16 protein-coding genes and 1 pseudogene are annotated in these 16,500 nt (G+C 71.4%); 9 read left to right on the top strand and 8 right to left on the bottom strand.

All coding sequences use genetic code 11. From position 1 onward, the window contains the following. Positions 1 to 218 precede the first annotated feature (218 nt). Entirely contained in the window at positions 219 to 1,040 is an 822-nt protein-coding gene (locus tag ABZ370_RS00785) for an oxidoreductase (RefSeq protein WP_358614708.1), read from the bottom strand. Between the two features lie 102 nt (positions 1,041 to 1,142). Between ABZ370_RS00785 and ABZ370_RS00780 the strand changes: the two genes are divergently transcribed. The 7 genes and pseudogenes from ABZ370_RS00780 (at position 1,143) to ABZ370_RS00750 (ending at position 8,915) form a co-directional block, all read left to right on the top strand. After that, on the top strand, positions 1,143 to 2,147 hold the full coding sequence (locus tag ABZ370_RS00780; RefSeq protein ID WP_358614706.1) for an ATP-binding protein: 1,005 nt from the start codon (positions 1,143 to 1,145) through the stop codon (positions 2,145 to 2,147). Positions 2,148 to 2,489: 342 nt separating this feature from the next. Continuing rightward, positions 2,490 to 3,335, top strand: a pseudogene (locus ABZ370_RS00775) (carbonic anhydrase); the annotation flags it as partial. A gap of 105 nt (positions 3,336 to 3,440) precedes the next feature. Beyond that, positions 3,441 to 5,402 (top strand): acetate--CoA ligase, encoded by a 1,962-nt coding sequence (gene acs / locus ABZ370_RS00770; protein ID WP_358614704.1) that lies wholly within the window; start codon positions 3,441 to 3,443, stop codon positions 5,400 to 5,402. A 237-nt stretch (positions 5,403 to 5,639) separates the two neighbouring features. Continuing rightward, positions 5,640 to 7,031 (top strand): Na+/H+ antiporter NhaA, encoded by a 1,392-nt coding sequence (gene nhaA, locus ABZ370_RS00765; RefSeq protein ID WP_358614702.1) that lies wholly within the window; start codon positions 5,640 to 5,642, stop codon positions 7,029 to 7,031. A gap of 112 nt (positions 7,032 to 7,143) precedes the next feature. Then, positions 7,144 to 7,605, top strand: a complete 462-nt coding sequence (locus ABZ370_RS00760; RefSeq protein WP_358614700.1) for a phage holin family protein — start codon at positions 7,144 to 7,146, stop codon at positions 7,603 to 7,605. Then, entirely contained in the window at positions 7,602 to 8,528 is a 927-nt protein-coding gene (locus ABZ370_RS00755; RefSeq protein WP_358614698.1) for an alpha/beta hydrolase, read from the top strand. The genes ABZ370_RS00760 and ABZ370_RS00755 overlap by 4 nt, the downstream gene beginning before the upstream one ends. 180 nt (positions 8,529 to 8,708) lie before the next feature. Then, the gene (locus ABZ370_RS00750) at positions 8,709 to 8,915 is read left to right on the top strand and encodes a hypothetical protein (protein WP_358614696.1); all 207 of its coding nucleotides are present in this window, start codon (positions 8,709 to 8,711) and stop codon (positions 8,913 to 8,915) included. A 49-nt stretch (positions 8,916 to 8,964) separates the two neighbouring features. Here the strand turns inward: ABZ370_RS00750 and ABZ370_RS00745 are convergent, their stop codons facing one another. The 3 genes from ABZ370_RS00745 to nth are packed head-to-tail and all read right to left on the bottom strand — an operon-like array spanning position 8,965 to position 11,840. Further along, entirely contained in the window at positions 8,965 to 10,164 is a 1,200-nt protein-coding gene (locus ABZ370_RS00745) for a MarP family serine protease (RefSeq protein WP_358614694.1), read from the bottom strand. Positions 10,165 to 10,176: 12 nt separating this feature from the next. Continuing rightward, entirely contained in the window at positions 10,177 to 10,863 is a 687-nt protein-coding gene (locus ABZ370_RS00740) for a CoA pyrophosphatase (protein WP_358614692.1), read from the bottom strand. Next, positions 10,860 to 11,840 carry an endonuclease III gene (gene nth / locus ABZ370_RS00735; protein WP_358614690.1) on the bottom strand — a complete coding sequence of 327 codons (981 nt, stop codon included), beginning with the start codon at positions 11,838 to 11,840 and terminating at the stop codon, positions 10,860 to 10,862. Before nth ends, ABZ370_RS00740 begins: the two co-directional genes overlap by 4 nt. 225 nt (positions 11,841 to 12,065) lie before the next feature. Here nth and ABZ370_RS00730 point away from each other — a divergent pair, with 225 nt between their 5' ends. Next, complete coding sequence (locus tag ABZ370_RS00730; RefSeq protein WP_009716739.1) at positions 12,066 to 12,740, top strand: Crp/Fnr family transcriptional regulator; 675 nt, start codon at positions 12,066 to 12,068, stop codon at positions 12,738 to 12,740. A gap of 115 nt (positions 12,741 to 12,855) precedes the next feature. Here ABZ370_RS00730 and ABZ370_RS00725 read toward each other — a convergent pair whose 3' ends face one another. The 4 genes from ABZ370_RS00725 to ABZ370_RS00710 all read right to left on the bottom strand — a co-directional run bounded on the left by ABZ370_RS00725 (position 12,856) and on the right by ABZ370_RS00710 (position 15,437). Further along, a complete protein-coding gene (locus ABZ370_RS00725) occupies positions 12,856 to 13,686 on the bottom strand; it encodes an MBL fold metallo-hydrolase (RefSeq protein WP_358614688.1) in 831 nt (276 codons plus the stop codon). Further along, on the bottom strand, positions 13,683 to 14,663 hold the full coding sequence (locus ABZ370_RS00720) for an NUDIX hydrolase (protein WP_358614686.1): 981 nt from the start codon (positions 14,661 to 14,663) through the stop codon (positions 13,683 to 13,685). Before ABZ370_RS00720 ends, ABZ370_RS00725 begins: the two co-directional genes overlap by 4 nt. Positions 14,664 to 14,817: 154 nt before the next feature. Further along, positions 14,818 to 15,282 carry a RidA family protein gene (locus tag ABZ370_RS00715; RefSeq protein WP_358614684.1) on the bottom strand — a complete coding sequence of 155 codons (465 nt, stop codon included), beginning with the start codon at positions 15,280 to 15,282 and terminating at the stop codon, positions 14,818 to 14,820. After that, a complete protein-coding gene (locus tag ABZ370_RS00710; RefSeq protein ID WP_020129281.1) occupies positions 15,279 to 15,437 on the bottom strand; it encodes a DUF4177 domain-containing protein in 159 nt (52 codons plus the stop codon). Before ABZ370_RS00710 ends, ABZ370_RS00715 begins: the two co-directional genes overlap by 4 nt. Before the next feature lie 72 nt (positions 15,438 to 15,509). Here ABZ370_RS00710 and ABZ370_RS00705 point away from each other — a divergent pair, with 72 nt between their 5' ends. Beyond that, positions 15,510 to 16,487 (top strand): ArsA-related P-loop ATPase, encoded by a 978-nt coding sequence (locus tag ABZ370_RS00705; RefSeq protein WP_358614681.1) that lies wholly within the window; start codon positions 15,510 to 15,512, stop codon positions 16,485 to 16,487. The last annotated feature ends 13 nt before the right edge of the window (positions 16,488 to 16,500 follow it).

Genomic DNA, 16,500 nt, shown 5'->3' with positions numbered 1-16,500 from the left:
CACCAAGGCCCCACGGACCGAGCATGGATGCCGGGCACCCACGCGACGCCGACCCGTCGATTACGGGCCAGCCGCACCAGGTGACGGGCGAAGATCCCGGCCTGATGGGCGAATTTCCGTGCACGCACTGGTAACCCGGCGGACGTGCCAGCGGCGGCACCCTCGCGGTGCCGCCGCAACTCTGTCCGGACCCGGGAGCGCCCCGGAGCCGGACGGCCTTAGGCCGCTCCCCGCTGCATCGCCTCGCACACGGCCGTGCTCTCCCGCACACCCAGCTCAACCGACCGTCCGCAGTGGGCGATCCAGGCCGCCATGCCCTCGGGCGTTCCGGACACATAGCCCTCCAGCCCGGCCACACACACGGCGGCACCCTGCTCCGCGTGGCCCACCTCCGCCGGGCAAATGGATTTCGGGTCGAGCCCGCTGCCGACCAGCACGATCCGCTCGGCCGCGCGCGCCACCAGGCCGTTGTAGGAGGCGAACGGCCGCAGCGCGAGCAGTTCCCCGTGCACCACCGCCGCCGTCACCAGCGCCGGGGCCTCGCTGCCCGCGAGCAGCAACCGCGCCAGGCCGTCGAGCCGGCCCGCCACCTCGTCGGCATCCGGCGGCTCCGGCCCGACCAGTTGCTCCTGCACCGGTTCGCCCGCCAGCCGGGGCCGTCCGACCCTGTCGTCATCGTCCGCCCCTCCGGCCGCGACCAGATGCAGCCGGGCCAGCACCCGCAGCGGCGACTGCCGCCAGACGCTCAGCAACTGACCGGCCTCGGCGGTCACCCGCAGCGCCGCGCCCACCGTGTGCGGCTCCCCCTCGTCCCCGAAGTCGGTGCGGCGGCGGACTTCTTCGAGCGCCCAGTCGGCACCGGCCAGCGCCGCGGAACCGCGCGCTCCGCGCAGCGCGGCCTCGGACGTGACCTCATTGCTGCGGCGGCGCATCACCCGGTGGCCGTAGACCCGGTCCACTGCCGTCCGTACGGCCTCCACGGACTCGGCCACACCGGGCAGCGCCGCCAGGGTGGCGAGCGGATCAGCTGACGTACTCATGAGTACGACCCTACGCACCCACGGCCCGGCACCCCTCGTTGGAGTGGTTTTCTTCACGTAAATCCCTCATGGGAGCGGATCACTCGCCTACGCTTTCTGAACATGAAGATCGCTTTCGTAGGCAAGGGCGGCAGCGGCAAGACGACGCTGTCGTCGCTGTTCATCCGCCACCTCGCCGCCACCCGCGCCCCGGTCGTCGCGGTCGACGCCGACATCAACCAGCATCTGGGCGCGGCACTCGGGCTCGACGAGGCGGAGGCCGCCGCGCTGCCCGCCATGGGCGCCCATCTCCCCCTGATCAAGGACTACTTGCGCGGGACGAACCCCCGGATCGCCTCCGCCGAAACCATGATCAAGACAACGCCGCCGGGCGAGGGATCGCGGCTGCTGCGGATCAGCGAGGACAACCCTGTCTTCGCGGCGTGCGCCCGGACCGTCCCGCTCGGCGACGGGGACGCGCGGCTGATGGCGACCGGACCCTTCACCGAATCCGACCTCGGTGTCGCCTGCTACCACTCCAAGGTCGGCGCAGTCGAGCTGTGCCTCAACCATCTGGTCGACGGGCGCGGGGAGTTCGTGGTGGTCGACATGACGGCGGGCAGCGACTCCTTCGCCTCCGGGCTCTTCACCCGCTTCGACATGACCTTCCTGGTCGCCGAGCCCACCCGCAAGGGCATCGCGGTCTACCGCCAGTACAAGGAGTACGCCCGCGACTTCGACGTGGCGCTGCGCGTGGTCGGCAACAAGGTGCAGGGCCCGGACGACCTCGCCTTCCTGCGCGCCGAGGTGGGCGAGGACCTGCTCGTCACCGTCGGCCACTCCGACTGGGTCCGGGCGATGGAGAAGGGCCGCGCGCCGCACTTCGCGGAGCTGGAGGAGCCCAACCGCGAGGCGCTGCGCACGCTGCACGACGCGGTGGACGCCTCCTACGAGCGGCGCGACTGGCAGCGCTACACCCGCCAGATGGTGCACTTCCACCTGAAGAACGCGCAGAGTTGGGGAAACGCGAAGACGGGCGCCGACCTGGCGGCACAGGTCGATCCGGCCTTCGCACTGGACGAGTCCGCCCGGGCCGGGCGGGTGGCGGCCACTCCCACGCCCGCCTAGCCACCCGCCCCGCGCGGTCATCTCACCCGACTATTCACCCCATAGAGGGAACAACAGCCCGCTCCCGCCCAAAAGACTTCCCCTCGACTTTACCCGGCATTACCATTCATTTACCAATGCTTGGGAGTCAGCTCCGCAGTACGCCGTGACCCACGGCCGCGCCCTTGCCGCGACCGCGAAGCCCCGGAGGAGACGGGAATGTTGAAGCTCTTGGACCAGATCGCGGTTGCCGGAATCACGGTCGCCGGGATCGCGGTCATCACCATCGCGCTCGCCGCCTACCTCTCGCGACGCCGCTTCAACCGGCCGCAGCCATCGGCCGTCGAACCGGCTCGTCCGCCCGCCTGCCGTCCGTGGACGCCCTGGCGTAACCACGACTGCACCCGCCCCGCCCCGGCGGCCAGGGACAGAGGCGGACACGGACGCGGAGTCGGCGCGGGGCAGCTGCTCGGCGGGGTGAGCGCCTTCCAGCGCAACACCGCGCCGCTGGTGCGCGATGAGCTGGCACGGCTCGCCCGGGAGGGACAGCGGCCCACTCAGCTGTTTCTCACCTGTGCCGACTCCCGGCTGGTGACCAGCATGATCACCTCCAGCGGCCCCGGCGATCTGTTCACGGTCCGCAATGTGGGCAATCTGGTGCCGCCTCCCGGCGCGGACGCCGCCTGCGACTCGGTGGGCGCGGCCATCGAGTACGCGGTGGACGTGCTGAGGGTCGACAGCATCACGGTGTGCGGGCACTCCGGATGCGGGGCGATGCAGGCACTGCTCGGCTCGTCGGCCGCGCCACCCGTGGCACAGACACCCCTGGCGCGCTGGCTGCGCCACGGCAGGCCCGGGCTGGCGCGGATGGAGCGGATCGGGCGGCTGGGGCGCGGCGAGGTCGCGCTGGCCGACCGGCCGGTGGCCGACGATGTGGAGCGGCTGGCGCTGATCAATGTGATGCAGCAATTGGAGCATCTGATGGCGCACGCCTGCGTCGCGCGACGGGTGGCCGAGGGAGGGCTGGTGCTGCACGGGATGTACTTCCATGTGGCGGAGGCTCAGGCGTATGTCCTGGAGGCCGGATCGGGCAGATTCCTGGCTATCCGGCCGGAGGACGGCGCCCCGGTGGCCGTCTGCACCAGCGGTCCGGCCGCCGCCCCGGAGCCCGGAAAAGGGGGAGCCGCGGAAGCGCTGGAGGCGATCTGATTACAGGTCTAAACCAATTTACGGCGACAGCGCCTTGTCAGGGCCTGCCCGGGGCTGATGAGCTATGGCCGGGACACAACGGACACCCTGGGAATGGGAGATGTCGTGAGCAACGAAAGCCTGGCCAGCCTTCTTCGGGAGGAGCGCCGATTCGCGCCGCCGGCCGACTTGGCCGCGAACGCCAATGTGACGGCTGAGGCGTACGAGCGTGCGAAGGCGGACCGCCTGGGCTTCTGGGCCGAACAGGCCCGTCGGCTGACCTGGGCCACCGAGCCGACCGAGACGCTCGACTGGTCGAACCCGCCCTTCGCGAAGTGGTTCGCCGACGGCAAACTCAACGTGGCGTACAACTGCGTCGACCGCCATGTGGAGAACGGGCTCGGCGACCGGGTCGCCCTCCACTTCGAGGGGGAGCCGGGCGATACCCGTTCCCTGACCTACGCCGAGCTGCAGCGGGAGGTCTCCCGGGCGGCGCATGCGCTGACCGAGCTGGGGGTCCAGGCGGGCGACCGGGTCGCCATCTACCTGCCGATGATCACGGAGACCGTCGTTGCGATGCTGGCCTGCGCCCGCATCGGCGCCCCGCACTCCGTGGTCTTCGGCGGCTTCTCGGCCGACGCCCTGGCCACCCGTATCCAGGACGCCGACGCCCGCGTCATCATCACCGCCGACGGCGGCTACCGCCGCGGCAAGCCGTCCGCGCTCAAGCCCGCCGTCGACGAGGCCCTGACCCGTCCCGGCACCGAGAACGTGCGCAGCGTGCTGGTCGTCCGCCGCACCGGCCAGGAGGTGGCCTGGAACGAGGGCCGCGACGTCTGGTGGCACGAGATCGTGGACCGCCAGCCGGAGCAGCACACGCCCGAGGCGTTCGACGCCGAGCACCCGCTGTTCATCCTCTACACCTCCGGCACCACCGGTAAGCCGAAGGGCATCCTGCACACCACCGGCGGCTACCTCACCCAGGTGTCGTACACCCACCACGCCGTCTTCGACCTCAAGCCGGAGTCGGACGTCTTCTGGTGCACGGCCGACGTCGGCTGGGTCACCGGCCACTCGTACATCGTCTACGGACCGCTCTCCAACGGAGCGACCGAAGTGCTCTACGAGGGCACGCCGGACACCCCGCACCAGGGCCGCTGGTGGGAGATCGTCCAGAAGTACGGGGTCACCATCCTGTACACCGCCCCGACCGCGATCCGCGCGTGCATGAAGTGGGGCGACGACATCCCGGCCAAGTTCGACCTGTCCTCGCTGCGCGTCCTCGGCTCGGTCGGTGAGCCGATCAACCCCGAGGCATGGGTCTGGTACCGCAAGAACATCGGCGCGGACACCACGCCCGTCGTCGACACCTGGTGGCAGACCGAGACCGGCGGCATCATGATCAGCCCGCTGCCGGGCGTCACCGCGACGAAGCCCGGTTCGGCCCAGGTGGCGCTCCCCGGCATCGCCGCCACCGTCATCGACGACGAGGCGAACGAGGTGCCGAACGGCGCGGGCGGCTATCTGGTGCTCACCGAGCCGTGGCCGTCCATGCTCCGCACCATCTGGGGCGACGACCAGCGCTACCTGGACACCTACTGGTCCCGCTTCGCGAACCGCTACTTCGCGGGCGACGGCGCCAAGAGGGACGACGACGGCGACATCTGGCTGCTCGGCCGGGTCGACGATGTGATGCTGGTGTCCGGCCACAACATCTCGACGACCGAGGTCGAGTCGTCGCTCGTCTCGCACCCCAAGGTCGCCGAGGCCGCCGTCGTCGGGGCCACCGACCCGCAGACCACCCAGGCGATCTGCGCCTTCGTCATCCTGCGTGGCGGGGCGGCCGAGGATGAGGGTCTCGTCGAGGAGCTGCGGGCGCATGTCGCCAAGCAGCTGGGCCCGATCGCCAAGCCCAAGCGGATTCTGCCGGTGGCCGAGCTGCCCAAGACCCGTTCGGGCAAGATCATGCGTCGGCTGCTGCGCGATATCGCCGAGAACCGCGCGCTGGGTGATGTCAGCACGCTCACCGACGCCTCCGTCATGGAGCTGATCCAGAGCAAGCTGCCGTCCGCGCCCAGCGAAGACTGAGCCCGGCGAGGACTCAGCCCAGCGAAGACTGAGCCCGGCAAAGACTGACCAGCCGAGCAGCGGTCCTGGAGCTGAGGGGCGCTTCCGCCATGCGGGGGCGCCCCTCAGCCGTTCCGGTTAAGGTGAGTACCTGTCGCGTGAGCAACGCGACAGAAGTACGAGGGCGCGCCGGGAAGTCTGGTCGGCACACAGCACACGTGTGTCCGCACCCGCTCGACGACCCAGGAGGCCCCGCCCGTGGCCGCGTCCACCAACCGCAAGTTCCTCGGCCGCCTCTCGCTGCCCGAGCGGACGTTCATCACCGACGCGCTGCGCACCGAGACCGTCGGCGGCATGATCCTTCTCGTCGCCGCGATCACCGCGCTGATTCTGGCGAACACCCCGCTCAGCGGCGTCTACGGCGACATCAAGAACTTCTCCTTCGGCCCTCAGGCGCTGCATCTGCGTCTGTCCGTCGAGTCCTGGGCCACGGACGGACTGCTCACCGTCTTCTTCTTCGTCGCCGGTATCGAGCTCAAGCGCGAGCTGGTCGCGGGCGAGTTGCGCGATCCGAAGGCCGCCGCGCTGCCCGTGGTCGCCGCGCTGTGCGGCATGGCCGCCCCCGCCCTCGTCTACGTCGTCGTCAACGCGACCGACGGCGGCAGTCTGCGGGGCTGGGCCGTACCGACCGCCACCGACATCGCGTTCGCGCTCGCCGTTCTCGCCGTCATCGGCACCGCGCTGCCCGCCGCCCTGCGCGCGTTCCTGCTCACCCTCGCGGTCGTCGACGACCTCGGCGCGATCCTGATCATCGCGATCTTCTTCACCAAGGACATCGACTTCGTCGCCCTCGGCCTGTCCTTCGCCGGGCTCGTCCTCTTCCGGCTGCTGCACCACAGGGGCGTACGCGGCGCGTACATCTACGTCCCGCTCGGCCTGGTGATCTGGGCGCTGATGCACGCCAGCGGGGTGCATGCCACCGTCGCGGGCGTCGCGATGGGTCTGATGCTGCGCTGCACCGTGCGGGAGGGCGAGGACCGTTCCCCCGCCGAGCGCGTCGAGCACCGGGTGCGCCCCCTGTCGGCCGGGATCGCCGTGCCGGTGTTCGCCCTCTTCGCCGCCGGGGTGCCGATTTCCGGCGACGCCGTCGCGGACGTCTTCACCCGGCCCGAGACGCTCGGTGTCGTCCTCGGCCTGGTGGTGGGCAAGGCCGTGGGGGTGTTCGGTGGTTCGTGGTGCGCCGCCCGGTTCACCCGGGCCGCGCTGAACGAGGATCTGGCGTGGGCGGATGTGTTCGCCGTCGCGACCCTCGCCGGAATCGGCTTCACCGTCTCCCTCCTCATCGGCGAACTGGCCTTCCCCGGCGATCCGGCGCTCGCCGAGGAGGTGAAGGCGGCGGTCCTCATCGGCTCGCTGTGCGCCGCGCTGCTCGCGGGCATCCTCCTCAAGCTGCGCAACAACCGCTACCAGCGGCTGTACAGGGACGAGGAGCGGGACGAGGACATGGACGGCATCCCCGACGTCTATGAACTCGACACCCCCGAATACCACCTCCGGATGGCCGCCATCCATGACGCGAAAGCCGCGGAGCACCGGCGGCTTGCCGAAGTGGCCGCCGCGGACCACTCCGGTGACGATGGTCCGGCATGATCTGAGACGCCATGATCTGAGAGGCTTGAAAGTCGCGGAACAGCGCAGAAGAACTGGACGCGGCAAGCACCGAAAACGACCGGAAGACGTACAAGAGCAGAGGGAGATGGCGATGAGCGCAGCCGACGACGGCGGCAACCGCAGCCTCGGCCAGCTGGTGGCCACGGCGACCACCGAGCTGTCCGCGCTGGTGCACGACGAGATCGCGCTGGCCAAGGCCGAGCTCCGGGTGGGCGCCAAGAAGGCGGCGGTCGGCAGCGGCGCCGGTATTGCGGCCGGGGTGCTGATCCTGTTCTCGCTCCCGGTGCTGAGCTTCGCCCTCGCCTACGGCATGCGTTCCTGGACCGGCCTCGGCCTCGCCTGGTGCTTCCTGATCGTGGGCGGCATCTACTGGCTGATCGCCGGAATCCTGGGCCTGCTCGCGCTGCTGAAGTTCAAGAAGGTCAAGGCGCCGAAGCGGTCCATGGCCTCGTCCAAGGAGACGGCAGCCGTTCTCGGGAACGTCAAGCCGCACCCGCGGGCAGAGGAGAACGGCGGCCGCTCCGTACGGGATGTGACACGCTCGTCGGCATGAGCGTCCCTGATATCTCCGCGTCGGTCGTGCGGCTGGACGGCCCCTGGACTCACCGGGACGTCGCGGCCAACGGCGCACGCTTCCACATCGCCGAGCTGGGCGACGGCCCGCTGGTGCTGCTGCTCCACGGGTTTCCGCAGTTCTGGTGGACCTGGCGGCACCAGCTGACCGCGCTCGCCGACGCCGGCTACCGGGCGGTCGCGATGGACCTGCGCGGAGTGGGCGGCAGCGACCGTACGCCGCGGGGGTACGACCCGGCCAACCTCGCCCTCGACATCACCGGTGTGATCCGCTCACTCGGTGAGCCGGACGCCGCGCTCGTCGGCCATGACCTGGGCGGATATCTGGCGTGGACGGCCGCGGTGATGCGGCCGAAGCTGGTGCGGCGGCTCGCGGTGGCCTCCATGCCGCATCCGCGGCGCTGGCGTTCGGCGATGCTCGGGGACGTCAGGCAGAGCGCCGCCGGTTCCCATATCTGGGGCTTCCAGCAGCCGTGGCTGCCCGAGCGCCGGCTCGTCGCGGACGACGCGGCGGCCGTGGGGCGGCTGATCCGGGAGTGGTCCGGGCCGCGGCTGCCCGAGGACGAGGCGGTGGACGTCTACCGGCGGGCGATGGTCATCCCCTCGACCGCGCACTGCTCGATCGAGCCGTACCGCTGGATGGTGCGGTCGCTGGGACGCCCGGACGGTTTCCAGTTCAACCGCCGGATGAAGCGACCGGTACGGGTGCCCACCCTGCATCTGCACGGATCACTCGACCCGGTGATGCGCACCCGCAGCGCGGCGGGGTCGGGGCAGTACGTGGAGGCGCCGTACCGCTGGCGGCTCTTCGACGGCCTCGGCCACTTTCCGCACGAGGAGGACCCGAACGCCTTCTCCACGGAGCTGATCAACTGGCTCAAGGACCCGGAACCGGACCGCTGAGCCGTCGCCGTACGAGCCGCCGTACGAGCGCCGTTCGAGTGCTGTACGAGCGCCGTGCCGGGTCGTCGGGCCGACCCCGTACGAACAGATGTTTCTCGAACAGCCACTTGCCTGGCGCATAGGCCAATTGCCGCAGTCACCGGCGATTACCGACCTTGGGCCACGGGCAAAGTCCGGAGTATGGGCTGGACGCACGACTACCGTGACGCACCAAGCGGCCGCGGCCCCGAAGCCGCCGCTGCTGCCAATGCCGCACTGAGCGTTTCCGAGCGCGGCGGCTCCGGGCCTATCCAAGGCCATGACCCCAATATCGTCGGGATTCCCCGCATCATCCGGCGCCGTGCCCGCTGGGTCTCGGCGCGGCTGCGCCATCCACGCAGCCGGTAGGCAGCGCCTACCGGCATCCCACTCCACCCAACCCCAGCCGGGGCGGGAGCTAGAGGGCACACCCCTGGCTGTCCACCGGCTGGTTGGCCGTACGCCCCTGCTGGGCGTCCTTGCGCACCTCGTCCGCCGTCAGCGCGTACCCCGTGTCCGCGTCGTCGAGCGACTTGGCGAAGACCACGCCGTACACCCGGCCCTGCGGGGTGAGCAGCGGGCCGCCGGAGTTGCCTTGGCGGACGGTCGCGTACAGCGAGTAGACGTCGCGCTGCACGGTGCCGCGGTGGTAGATGTCCGGGCCGTTGGCCGTGATACGGCCGCGGACGCGGGCCGCGCGCACATCGAACGCGCCGTTCTCCGGGAACCCGGCCACGATCGCGTCGTCGCCGCTGTTCGCGTCGCCCTCCGTGAACTGGAGCGCGGGGGCCTGCAGGGAGGGCACATCGAGGACCGCGATGTCGCGCTTCCAGTCGTAGAGCACGACCTTCGCGTCGTACAGCCGGCCCTCGCCGCCTATCTGCACGGTCGGGTCGTCGACCCCGCCGACCACATGGGCGTTGGTCATGACCCGGTTCTGCGCGAAGACGAAACCGGTGCCCTCCAGGACCTTGCCGCAGCTCGGGGCGGTGCCGACGACCTTGACGATGCTCTTCTGGGCCTGGGTGGCCACCGGGGACCGCGCGAGCGCCGGGTCGGGCTGCGGCACCGAGGTGATCGGCTCGTTCGAGAACGGCGAGAAGACCTGCGGGAAGCCGCCCTGCGCGAGCACCGTGGAGAAGTCGGAGAACCAGGTGTTGGCCTGCTCCGGGACCACCCGCGAGACCCCGAACATCACCTTGGACTCGCGGACCTCCTTGCTCACGGTGGGGAGCGAGGTCCCGGCCACGAGGGAGCCGAGCAGCCAGGCGACCAGCAGCATGGCCAGGACGTTCACCAGTGCGCCGCCACTGGCGTCCAAGGCGCGCGCGGGTGACCAGGTGATGTACCGGCGCAGCTTGTTTCCCAGGTGGGTGGTGGCCGCCTGGCCGACCGAGGCGCACACGATCACCAGCACGATCGCCACGATGGCGCCGAAGGTGCCGGGCGACGCCCGGTCAGTGGTGCCGTCCCAGATGACCGGCAGCAGATAGACCGCGACCAGGCCACCGCCGATGAATCCGATCACCGACAGCACGCCGACGACAAAGCCCTGGCGATAGCCGATGATCGCGAACCATACGGCGGCGAGCAGCAGCAGGATGTCCAGCACATTCACCGGGACACCGTCTCACGCGCGCCAGTCGAGTGGGACGTGGTTCCCGCGGTCCCATGGTCGTTCCCAGCCTGCGTAATGCAGTATGCGATCGATCACTCCCGCCGTGAAACCCCAGACCAGAGCCCCTCCGACCAGGAACGCAGGGCCCCGGTGACCACTGGGGTGAACCGTCGTCGCCCGATTCGCCGGAGCCGTGAGATCCGCCACGGGAACCGTGAAGACCCGGGCCGTCTCGGCGGGGTCCACCGGCCCGACCGGGCTCGGCCGCCGCCACCAGCCCAGGACGGGCGTCACGACGAAGCCGCTCACCGGGATGTACAGGCGCGGCAGGACGGCGAAGACCTGGACGCCCGCGGGGTCCAGCCCCGTCTCCTCCTCGGCCTCGCGCAGCGCCGCACGCAGCGGACCGGCCCCGTCCGGATCGCCGTCCTCGGGGTCGAGCGCGCCACCGGGGAAGGACGGCTGGCCCGCGTGCGAGCGCAGCGACCCGGACCGCTCCATCAGCAGCAGCTCGGGGCCGCCGGGGCCCTCCCCGAAGAGCACCAGCACGGCGGAGGGGCGGCCGCCGCCCTGCGGCGGCGGCAGGAACCGGCTCAGCTGGTGCGGCTCGATCGTCTCGGCCGCCCGCGCCACGGGGAGCAGCCACTCGGGCAGCCCCTGGGCGCTGACCTCCACGCCTCCGCCGTACGTGCTCGTCATCCGGCGGCTCCCAGCGGCGCGGCGGGGCTCCCCGGGTAGTCGGCGGGCGGGCGCAGCCGCTGCCCCGGCCGACCGCCCATCTCGTACTTCAGCAGCTTCTTCGCCTTGTCCGGATCGGTCTCGCCCTCCCCGTACGCCGGGCAGAGCGGGGCGATCGGGCAGGCGCCGCAGGCGGGCTTGCGGGCGTGGCAGACGCGGCGGCCGTGGAAGATGATGCGGTGCGAGAGCATCGTCCACTCGCTCTTCGGGAAGAGTGCGGCGATCTCCGCCTCGACCTTCTCCGGGTCCTCCTGCGCGGTCCACTTCCAGCGCCGCACCAGCCGCCCGAAGTGGGTGTCCACGGTGAGCCCCGGCACCCCGAACGCGTTACCGAGGACCACATTGGCCGTCTTGCGGCCGACGCCGGGCAGCGTGACCAGGTCTTCCAGACGGCCCGGCACCTCCCCGTCGAAGCGGTCGCGCAGCGCGGCGGAGAGGCCCAGCAGCGACTTGGCCTTGGCGCGGAAGAAGCCGGTGGGCCTGATCAGCTGCTCCAGCGCCTCGGGGTCGGCGGCCGCCATGTCCTCGGGGGTCGGGTAGGCGGCGAAGAGCGCGGGGGTGGTCTGGTTGACCCGCAGGTCGGTGGTCTGGGCGGAGAGGACCGTGGCGACCAGGAGCTGGAACGAGTTCTCGAAGTCCAGCTCGGGGTGGGCGTACGGGTAGACATCGGCCAGCTCGCGGTTGATGCGCCGGGCACGGCGCACGAGCGCGACCTGGGACTCCGGCCGGGAGGGCTTCGCGGGCTTGACGGCCTTGGCGGCCTTGGCGGACTTCGCCGCGTTGCCGGACTTCGGGACCTTGTCGGACTTCGCGGCGGACTTCGCGGATCTGGCCGATGTGGCGGGAGTGGCCGCCGTGGTGGTTTTGGGCGCCTTCGCCGCTTTCGCCGACTCGGCGGACGCCTGTTCGCCCACAGCGGAATTACGAGATGCGGTCACCCGTCCAGCCCCCTTGTCCCTTGCTCTCACCGGCGTATTGGACACCCGGCCAGCCTAAGCCCAGCCGCCGACATCCGGCCGGGCCACCGGCCAGACCCCGCCCAATCGGACCCCTGCCGCACGGCCCGGCAGGCCAGTGCGTCAAACTTGTGATTGATCGCACTGTTTTACCGTCCGGCATCATGGGGACGACGGTCCCCTGTGCATGTCGACAAGGAGAGACTCGTGGACGACGTTCTGCGGCGCGCCCCGCTTTTCGCGGCGCTCGATGACGAGCAGGCCGCTGAGCTGCGCGCCTCCATGGGAGAGGCCACCCTCGCGCGGGGTGACGCCCTCTTCCACGAAGGGGACCCGGGCGACCGCCTGTACGTGGTCACCGAGGGCAAGGTGAAGCTCCACCGCACCTCTCCCGACGGCCGCGAGAACATGCTGGCCGTGCTCGGCCCGGGCGAGCTGATCGGCGAGCTGTCGCTCTTCGACCCCGGCCCGCGCACCGCCACCGCCAGCGCCCTCACGGAGGTCAAGCTGCTCGGCCTCGGCCACGGCGACCTCCAGCCGTGGCTCAACGCCCGCCCCGAGGTCGCCTCCGCGCTGCTGCGCGCCGTGGCCCGGCGCCTGCGCAAGACCAACGACCAGATGTCCGACCTCGTCTTCTCCGACGTGCCCGGCCGGGTCGCCCGCGCCCTGCTCGACCTGTCGCGCCGCTTCGGCGTGCAGTCCGAGGAGGGCATCCACGTGGTCCACGACCTGACCCAGGAGGAGCTGGCCCAGCTGGTCGGCGCCTCCCGCGAGACCGTCAACAAGGCGCTCGCCGACTTCGCGGGCCGCGGCTGGCTGCGGCTGGAGGCGCGCGCCGTGATCCTGCTGGACGTCGAGCGGCTGGCCAAGCGGTCCCGCTGACCCACCGACGAACACCGTGAAGGGCCCCGGCCGGAATCCCCGGCCGGGGCCCTTCACGGCGCTCAGACCGGCGTTCACGGTGCTCAGACCGGCGGTCTCCCGGACCAGACTGTCCTCAGATCAGCCCGTGCTCGCGCAGATAGTCCAGCTGCGCGCGCACCGACAGCTCGGCCGCGGGCCACAGCGACCGGTCCACGTCCGCGTACACGTGCGCCACGACCTCCGAGGGCGCCCGGTGGCCGCTCTCGACGGCCGTCTCCACCTGCGCGAGGCGGTTGGCGCGGTGCGCCAGGTAGTACTCCACCGCGCCCCGCGCGTCGTTCAGCACCGGGCCGTGGCCCGGCAGCACCGTACCGACGCCGTCGTCCACCGTGAGCGACCGCAGCCGCCGCAGCGAGTCCAGGTAGTCGCCGAGCCGCCCGTCCGGGTGCGCGACGACCGTCGTGCCGCGCCCGAGCACCGTGTCGCCGGTCAGGACCGCGGCGTCGGCCGGGAGGTGGAACGACAGCGAGTCGGCGGTGTGGCCGGGCGTGGGCACCACCCGCAGCTCCAGACCGCCGGTGGTTATGACGTCCCCCTGCCCCAGGCCCTCGTCGCCCAGCCGCAGTTCCGGGTCCAGCGCCCGGACCCGCGTCCGGGTCAGCTCGGCGAAGCGGGCCGCGCCCTCCGCGTGGTCGGGGTGGCCGTGGGTCAGCAGCGTCAGCCCGATCCGCTTCCCGGCCCGCTCCGCCGTCGCGATGACGTTCTCCAGGTGGCTGTCGTCCAGCGGGCCGGGGTCGATGACGACGGCGAGATCGGAGTCCGGCTCGGCGACGATCCAGGTGTTGGTGCCGTCCAGCGTCATGGCCGACGGATTCGGCGCGAGGACGCACACGGCGCGGTCGGTCGCCGGTCCGCCGATCACGCCCCCGCGCGGCTGGCCGGGCAGGGAGGCCGCGTTCGTCATGCGTCAGGCTCCCCCGTGGCTCCCGGGATGTGCTTGGTGAACTCGTCGTGGCCCGGCCAGCTCAGCACCAGCTCGCCGCCCTCCAGTCGGGCCTGTGCGAGCACCGGGGTGAGGTCCTGGTCCGTGGCGGCCACCAGCGCGTCGTGGACCGTGCCGTGCCGCCGCAGCTGCCGCAGCGTCGCGATGGTCGGCGGCATCATCAGCAGCTCGCCCCGGTCGTAGCCGTCGGCCGCGTCCCCGGGGCGCATCCAGACGGTGCGGTCCGCCTCCGTGGAGGCGTTGCGCGTACGCTGCCCCCGCGGCAGCGCAGCCACAAAGAACCAGGTGTCGTAGCGGCGCGGTTCGAACTCCGGCGTGATCCAGCGCGCCCAGCCGCCGAGCAGGTCGGAGCGGAGCACCAGCCCGCGTCGGTCGAGGAATTCGGCGAACGACAGGTCCCGGGCGACCAGCGACAGCCGGTCCGTCTCCCAGTCGTCGCCCGTGGTGTCCGCGACGACCGTGTGCAGGGTCGGGCCCGCGAGGAGCACGCCGGCCTCCTCGAAGGTCTCCCGGACCGCCGCGCACACGATGGCCTGCGCCTGCGTCGCGTCGCTCTCGTCGAGGCCCAGCCGCCGCGCCCACTGGGCGCGCGAGGGCCCGGCCCAGGCGACCATCCGCTCGTCGCGCGGGTCCACCGAGCCACCCGGATAGGCGTACGCGCCTCCGGCGAAGGCCATGGAGGCGCGTCTGCGCAGCATGTACACGGACGGCCCGGCGGCCTGGCCGCCGCGATCGCCGCTCGTTCCGTTCTGTTCTCCGTCGGCCCCGTTCGCCCCGTGTTCCCCGTCCTGCCCGCCCGGCGCACCGTCCGGTCCGTCCCGGAGCAGCAGCACGGTGGCGGCCCGGCGCGGCGTCACCGGCGTCAGCTCACCGGCGGACAACAACCGGATGCGCTCTGGCCACTCGGGTGGATACCACTGGCCATTCGTAGTGGACATGGCCGGATGCTATGCGTTTGCGGGCGGATGTTCGAGGGGCCCTCGCCGGGGCCCGGGCCGCGCCAGGGGCCCCGGCCACCGAGAGGACCGGGACGCACCAAGGGCCGGGCCACGAGCGGGCGCCGGCCACGGACGGGCGCTGCCCACGGATGGGCTAGTCCGCGACCTCGACCTGAATCTCCACCTCGACCGGCGCGTCCAGCGGCAGCACCGCCACGCCGACCGCGCTGCGCGCGTGCACGCCCGCGTCGCCCAGCGCCTCGCCCAGCAGCTCACTGGCGCCGTTGACGACGCCCGGCTGCCCGGTGAAGTCCGGGGCCGAGGCGACGAAGCCGACGACCTTCACGACCCGAACGATCTTGTCGAGGTCGCCGACCACCGACTTCACCGCGGCCAGCGCGTTCAGCGCACAGGTGCGGGCCAGTTCCTTGGCCTCCTCCGGCGTCACCTCCGCGCCGACCTTGCCGGTCACGCCCAGCTTCCCGTCGACCAGCGGCAGCTGGCCCGCGGTGTAGACGTACGGCCCGGTGCGGACCGCCGGGACATAGGAGGCGAGCGGCGCCGCGACCTCGGGCAGCGTCAGGCCGAGCCCGGAGAGCTTGTTCTCGACGGCGCTCACGCCTTCGCCCGCTTCAGGTAGGCCACCAACTGCTCGGGGTTGTTCGGCCCGGGAACGACCTGGACCAGCTCCCAGCCGTCCTCGCCCCAGGTGTCCAGAATCTGCTTCGTGGCGTGTACGAGCAGCGGCACGGTCGCGTATTCCCACTTCGTCATGCAGCCGACTGTAATGCCTCTCTCCCGGGGCCTGGTGCGTAGCCTGCGGGGGGACTGGTTAGGCTCCCCAGTGTGAGCAGGCTCCATGTCGTCAGTGGCAAGGGCGGAACCGGCAAGACCACGGTCGCCGCCGCACTCGCGCTGGCCCTCGCGGCCGATGGCAGACGCACACTGCTGGTCGAGGTCGAAGGCCGCCAGGGCATCGCGCAGCTCTTCGAAACGGAAGCGCTGCCCTATGAGGAACGCAAGATCGCGACCGCGCCGGGCGGCGGGGAGGTGCACGCCCTCGCGATCGACCCGGAGTTCGCACTCCTGGACTACCTCCACATGTTCTACAAGCTGGGTTCGGCGGGGCGCGCCCTGAAGAAGCTCGGCGCGATCGACTTCGCGACCACGATCGCGCCCGGGCTGCGGGACGTCCTGCTGACCGGGAAGGCGTGCGAGGCGGTGCGCCGCAAGGGCAAGGACGGCCGCTTCGTCTACGACTCCGTGATCATGGACGCCCCGCCGACCGGCCGGATCAGCCGCTTCCTCAACGTCAACCACGAGGTGGCCGGGCTGGCCCGGACCGGCCCGATACACAACCAGGCCCAGGCCGTGATGCGCGTCCTGAAATCGCCCCAGACGGCCGTCCACATGGTGACGCTGCTGGAGGAGATGCCGGTCCAGGAGACCGCGGACGGCATCGCGGAGCTGCGCTCGGACGACCTTCCGACGGGCGCGGTCATCGTCAACATGGTGCGGCCCGCGATCCTCGACCACGAGGCCGTCGACACCGCCGCCAACGGCCGTCGCGCGGCCGTCGCCAAGGCGCTCTCACAGGCCGGGCTGGGTGGCGCGCGCCGTGGCGGCCTCGCCGAGCGGCTGGTCGACCCGCTGCTGGAGCAGGCGCGCGAGCACGCGGAGCGCGTCGCCCTGGAGCGGGCGCAGCGGTCCGAGCTGGACGGGCTGGACCTCCCACTGCACGAGCTGGAGCTGCTGACGGACGGCGTCGACCTGGCCGGGCTCTACCGGCTGGCGGCGGATCTGCGCAAGCAGTGGCCGTCGTGAGCGGGCCCGGGAC

The sequence above is a fragment of the Streptomyces sp. NPDC005962 genome, assembly GCF_040629205.1.
In the GTDB taxonomy this organism is placed as follows: domain Bacteria; phylum Actinomycetota; class Actinomycetes; order Streptomycetales; family Streptomycetaceae; genus Streptomyces.
The sequence above is the reverse complement of the archived record's forward strand: the minus strand, read 5'-3'. Positions and strand labels throughout refer to the sequence as shown.

Coding starts and splice junctions, on each gene's coding strand:
- ABZ370_RS00760 (WP_358614700.1), top strand. CDS start 7,144: ATGAGCGCAGCCGACGACGGCGGCAACCGCAGCCTCGGCCAGCTGGTG.
- ABZ370_RS00780 (WP_358614706.1), top strand. CDS start 1,143: ATGAAGATCGCTTTCGTAGGCAAGGGCGGCAGCGGCAAGACGACGCTG.
- ABZ370_RS00740 (WP_358614692.1), bottom strand. CDS start 10,863: ATGACGAGCACGTACGGCGGAGGCGTGGAGGTCAGCGCCCAGGGGCTG.
- ABZ370_RS00710 (WP_020129281.1), bottom strand. CDS start 15,437: ATGACGAAGTGGGAATACGCGACCGTGCCGCTGCTCGTACACGCCACG.
- ABZ370_RS00755 (WP_358614698.1), top strand. CDS start 7,602: ATGAGCGTCCCTGATATCTCCGCGTCGGTCGTGCGGCTGGACGGCCCC.
- ABZ370_RS00750 (WP_358614696.1), top strand. CDS start 8,709: ATGGGCTGGACGCACGACTACCGTGACGCACCAAGCGGCCGCGGCCCC.
- ABZ370_RS00725 (WP_358614688.1), bottom strand. CDS start 13,686: ATGACGAACGCGGCCTCCCTGCCCGGCCAGCCGCGCGGGGGCGTGATC.
- ABZ370_RS00720 (WP_358614686.1), bottom strand. CDS start 14,663: ATGTCCACTACGAATGGCCAGTGGTATCCACCCGAGTGGCCAGAGCGC.
- ABZ370_RS00785 (WP_358614708.1), bottom strand. CDS start 1,040: ATGAGTACGTCAGCTGATCCGCTCGCCACCCTGGCGGCGCTGCCCGGT.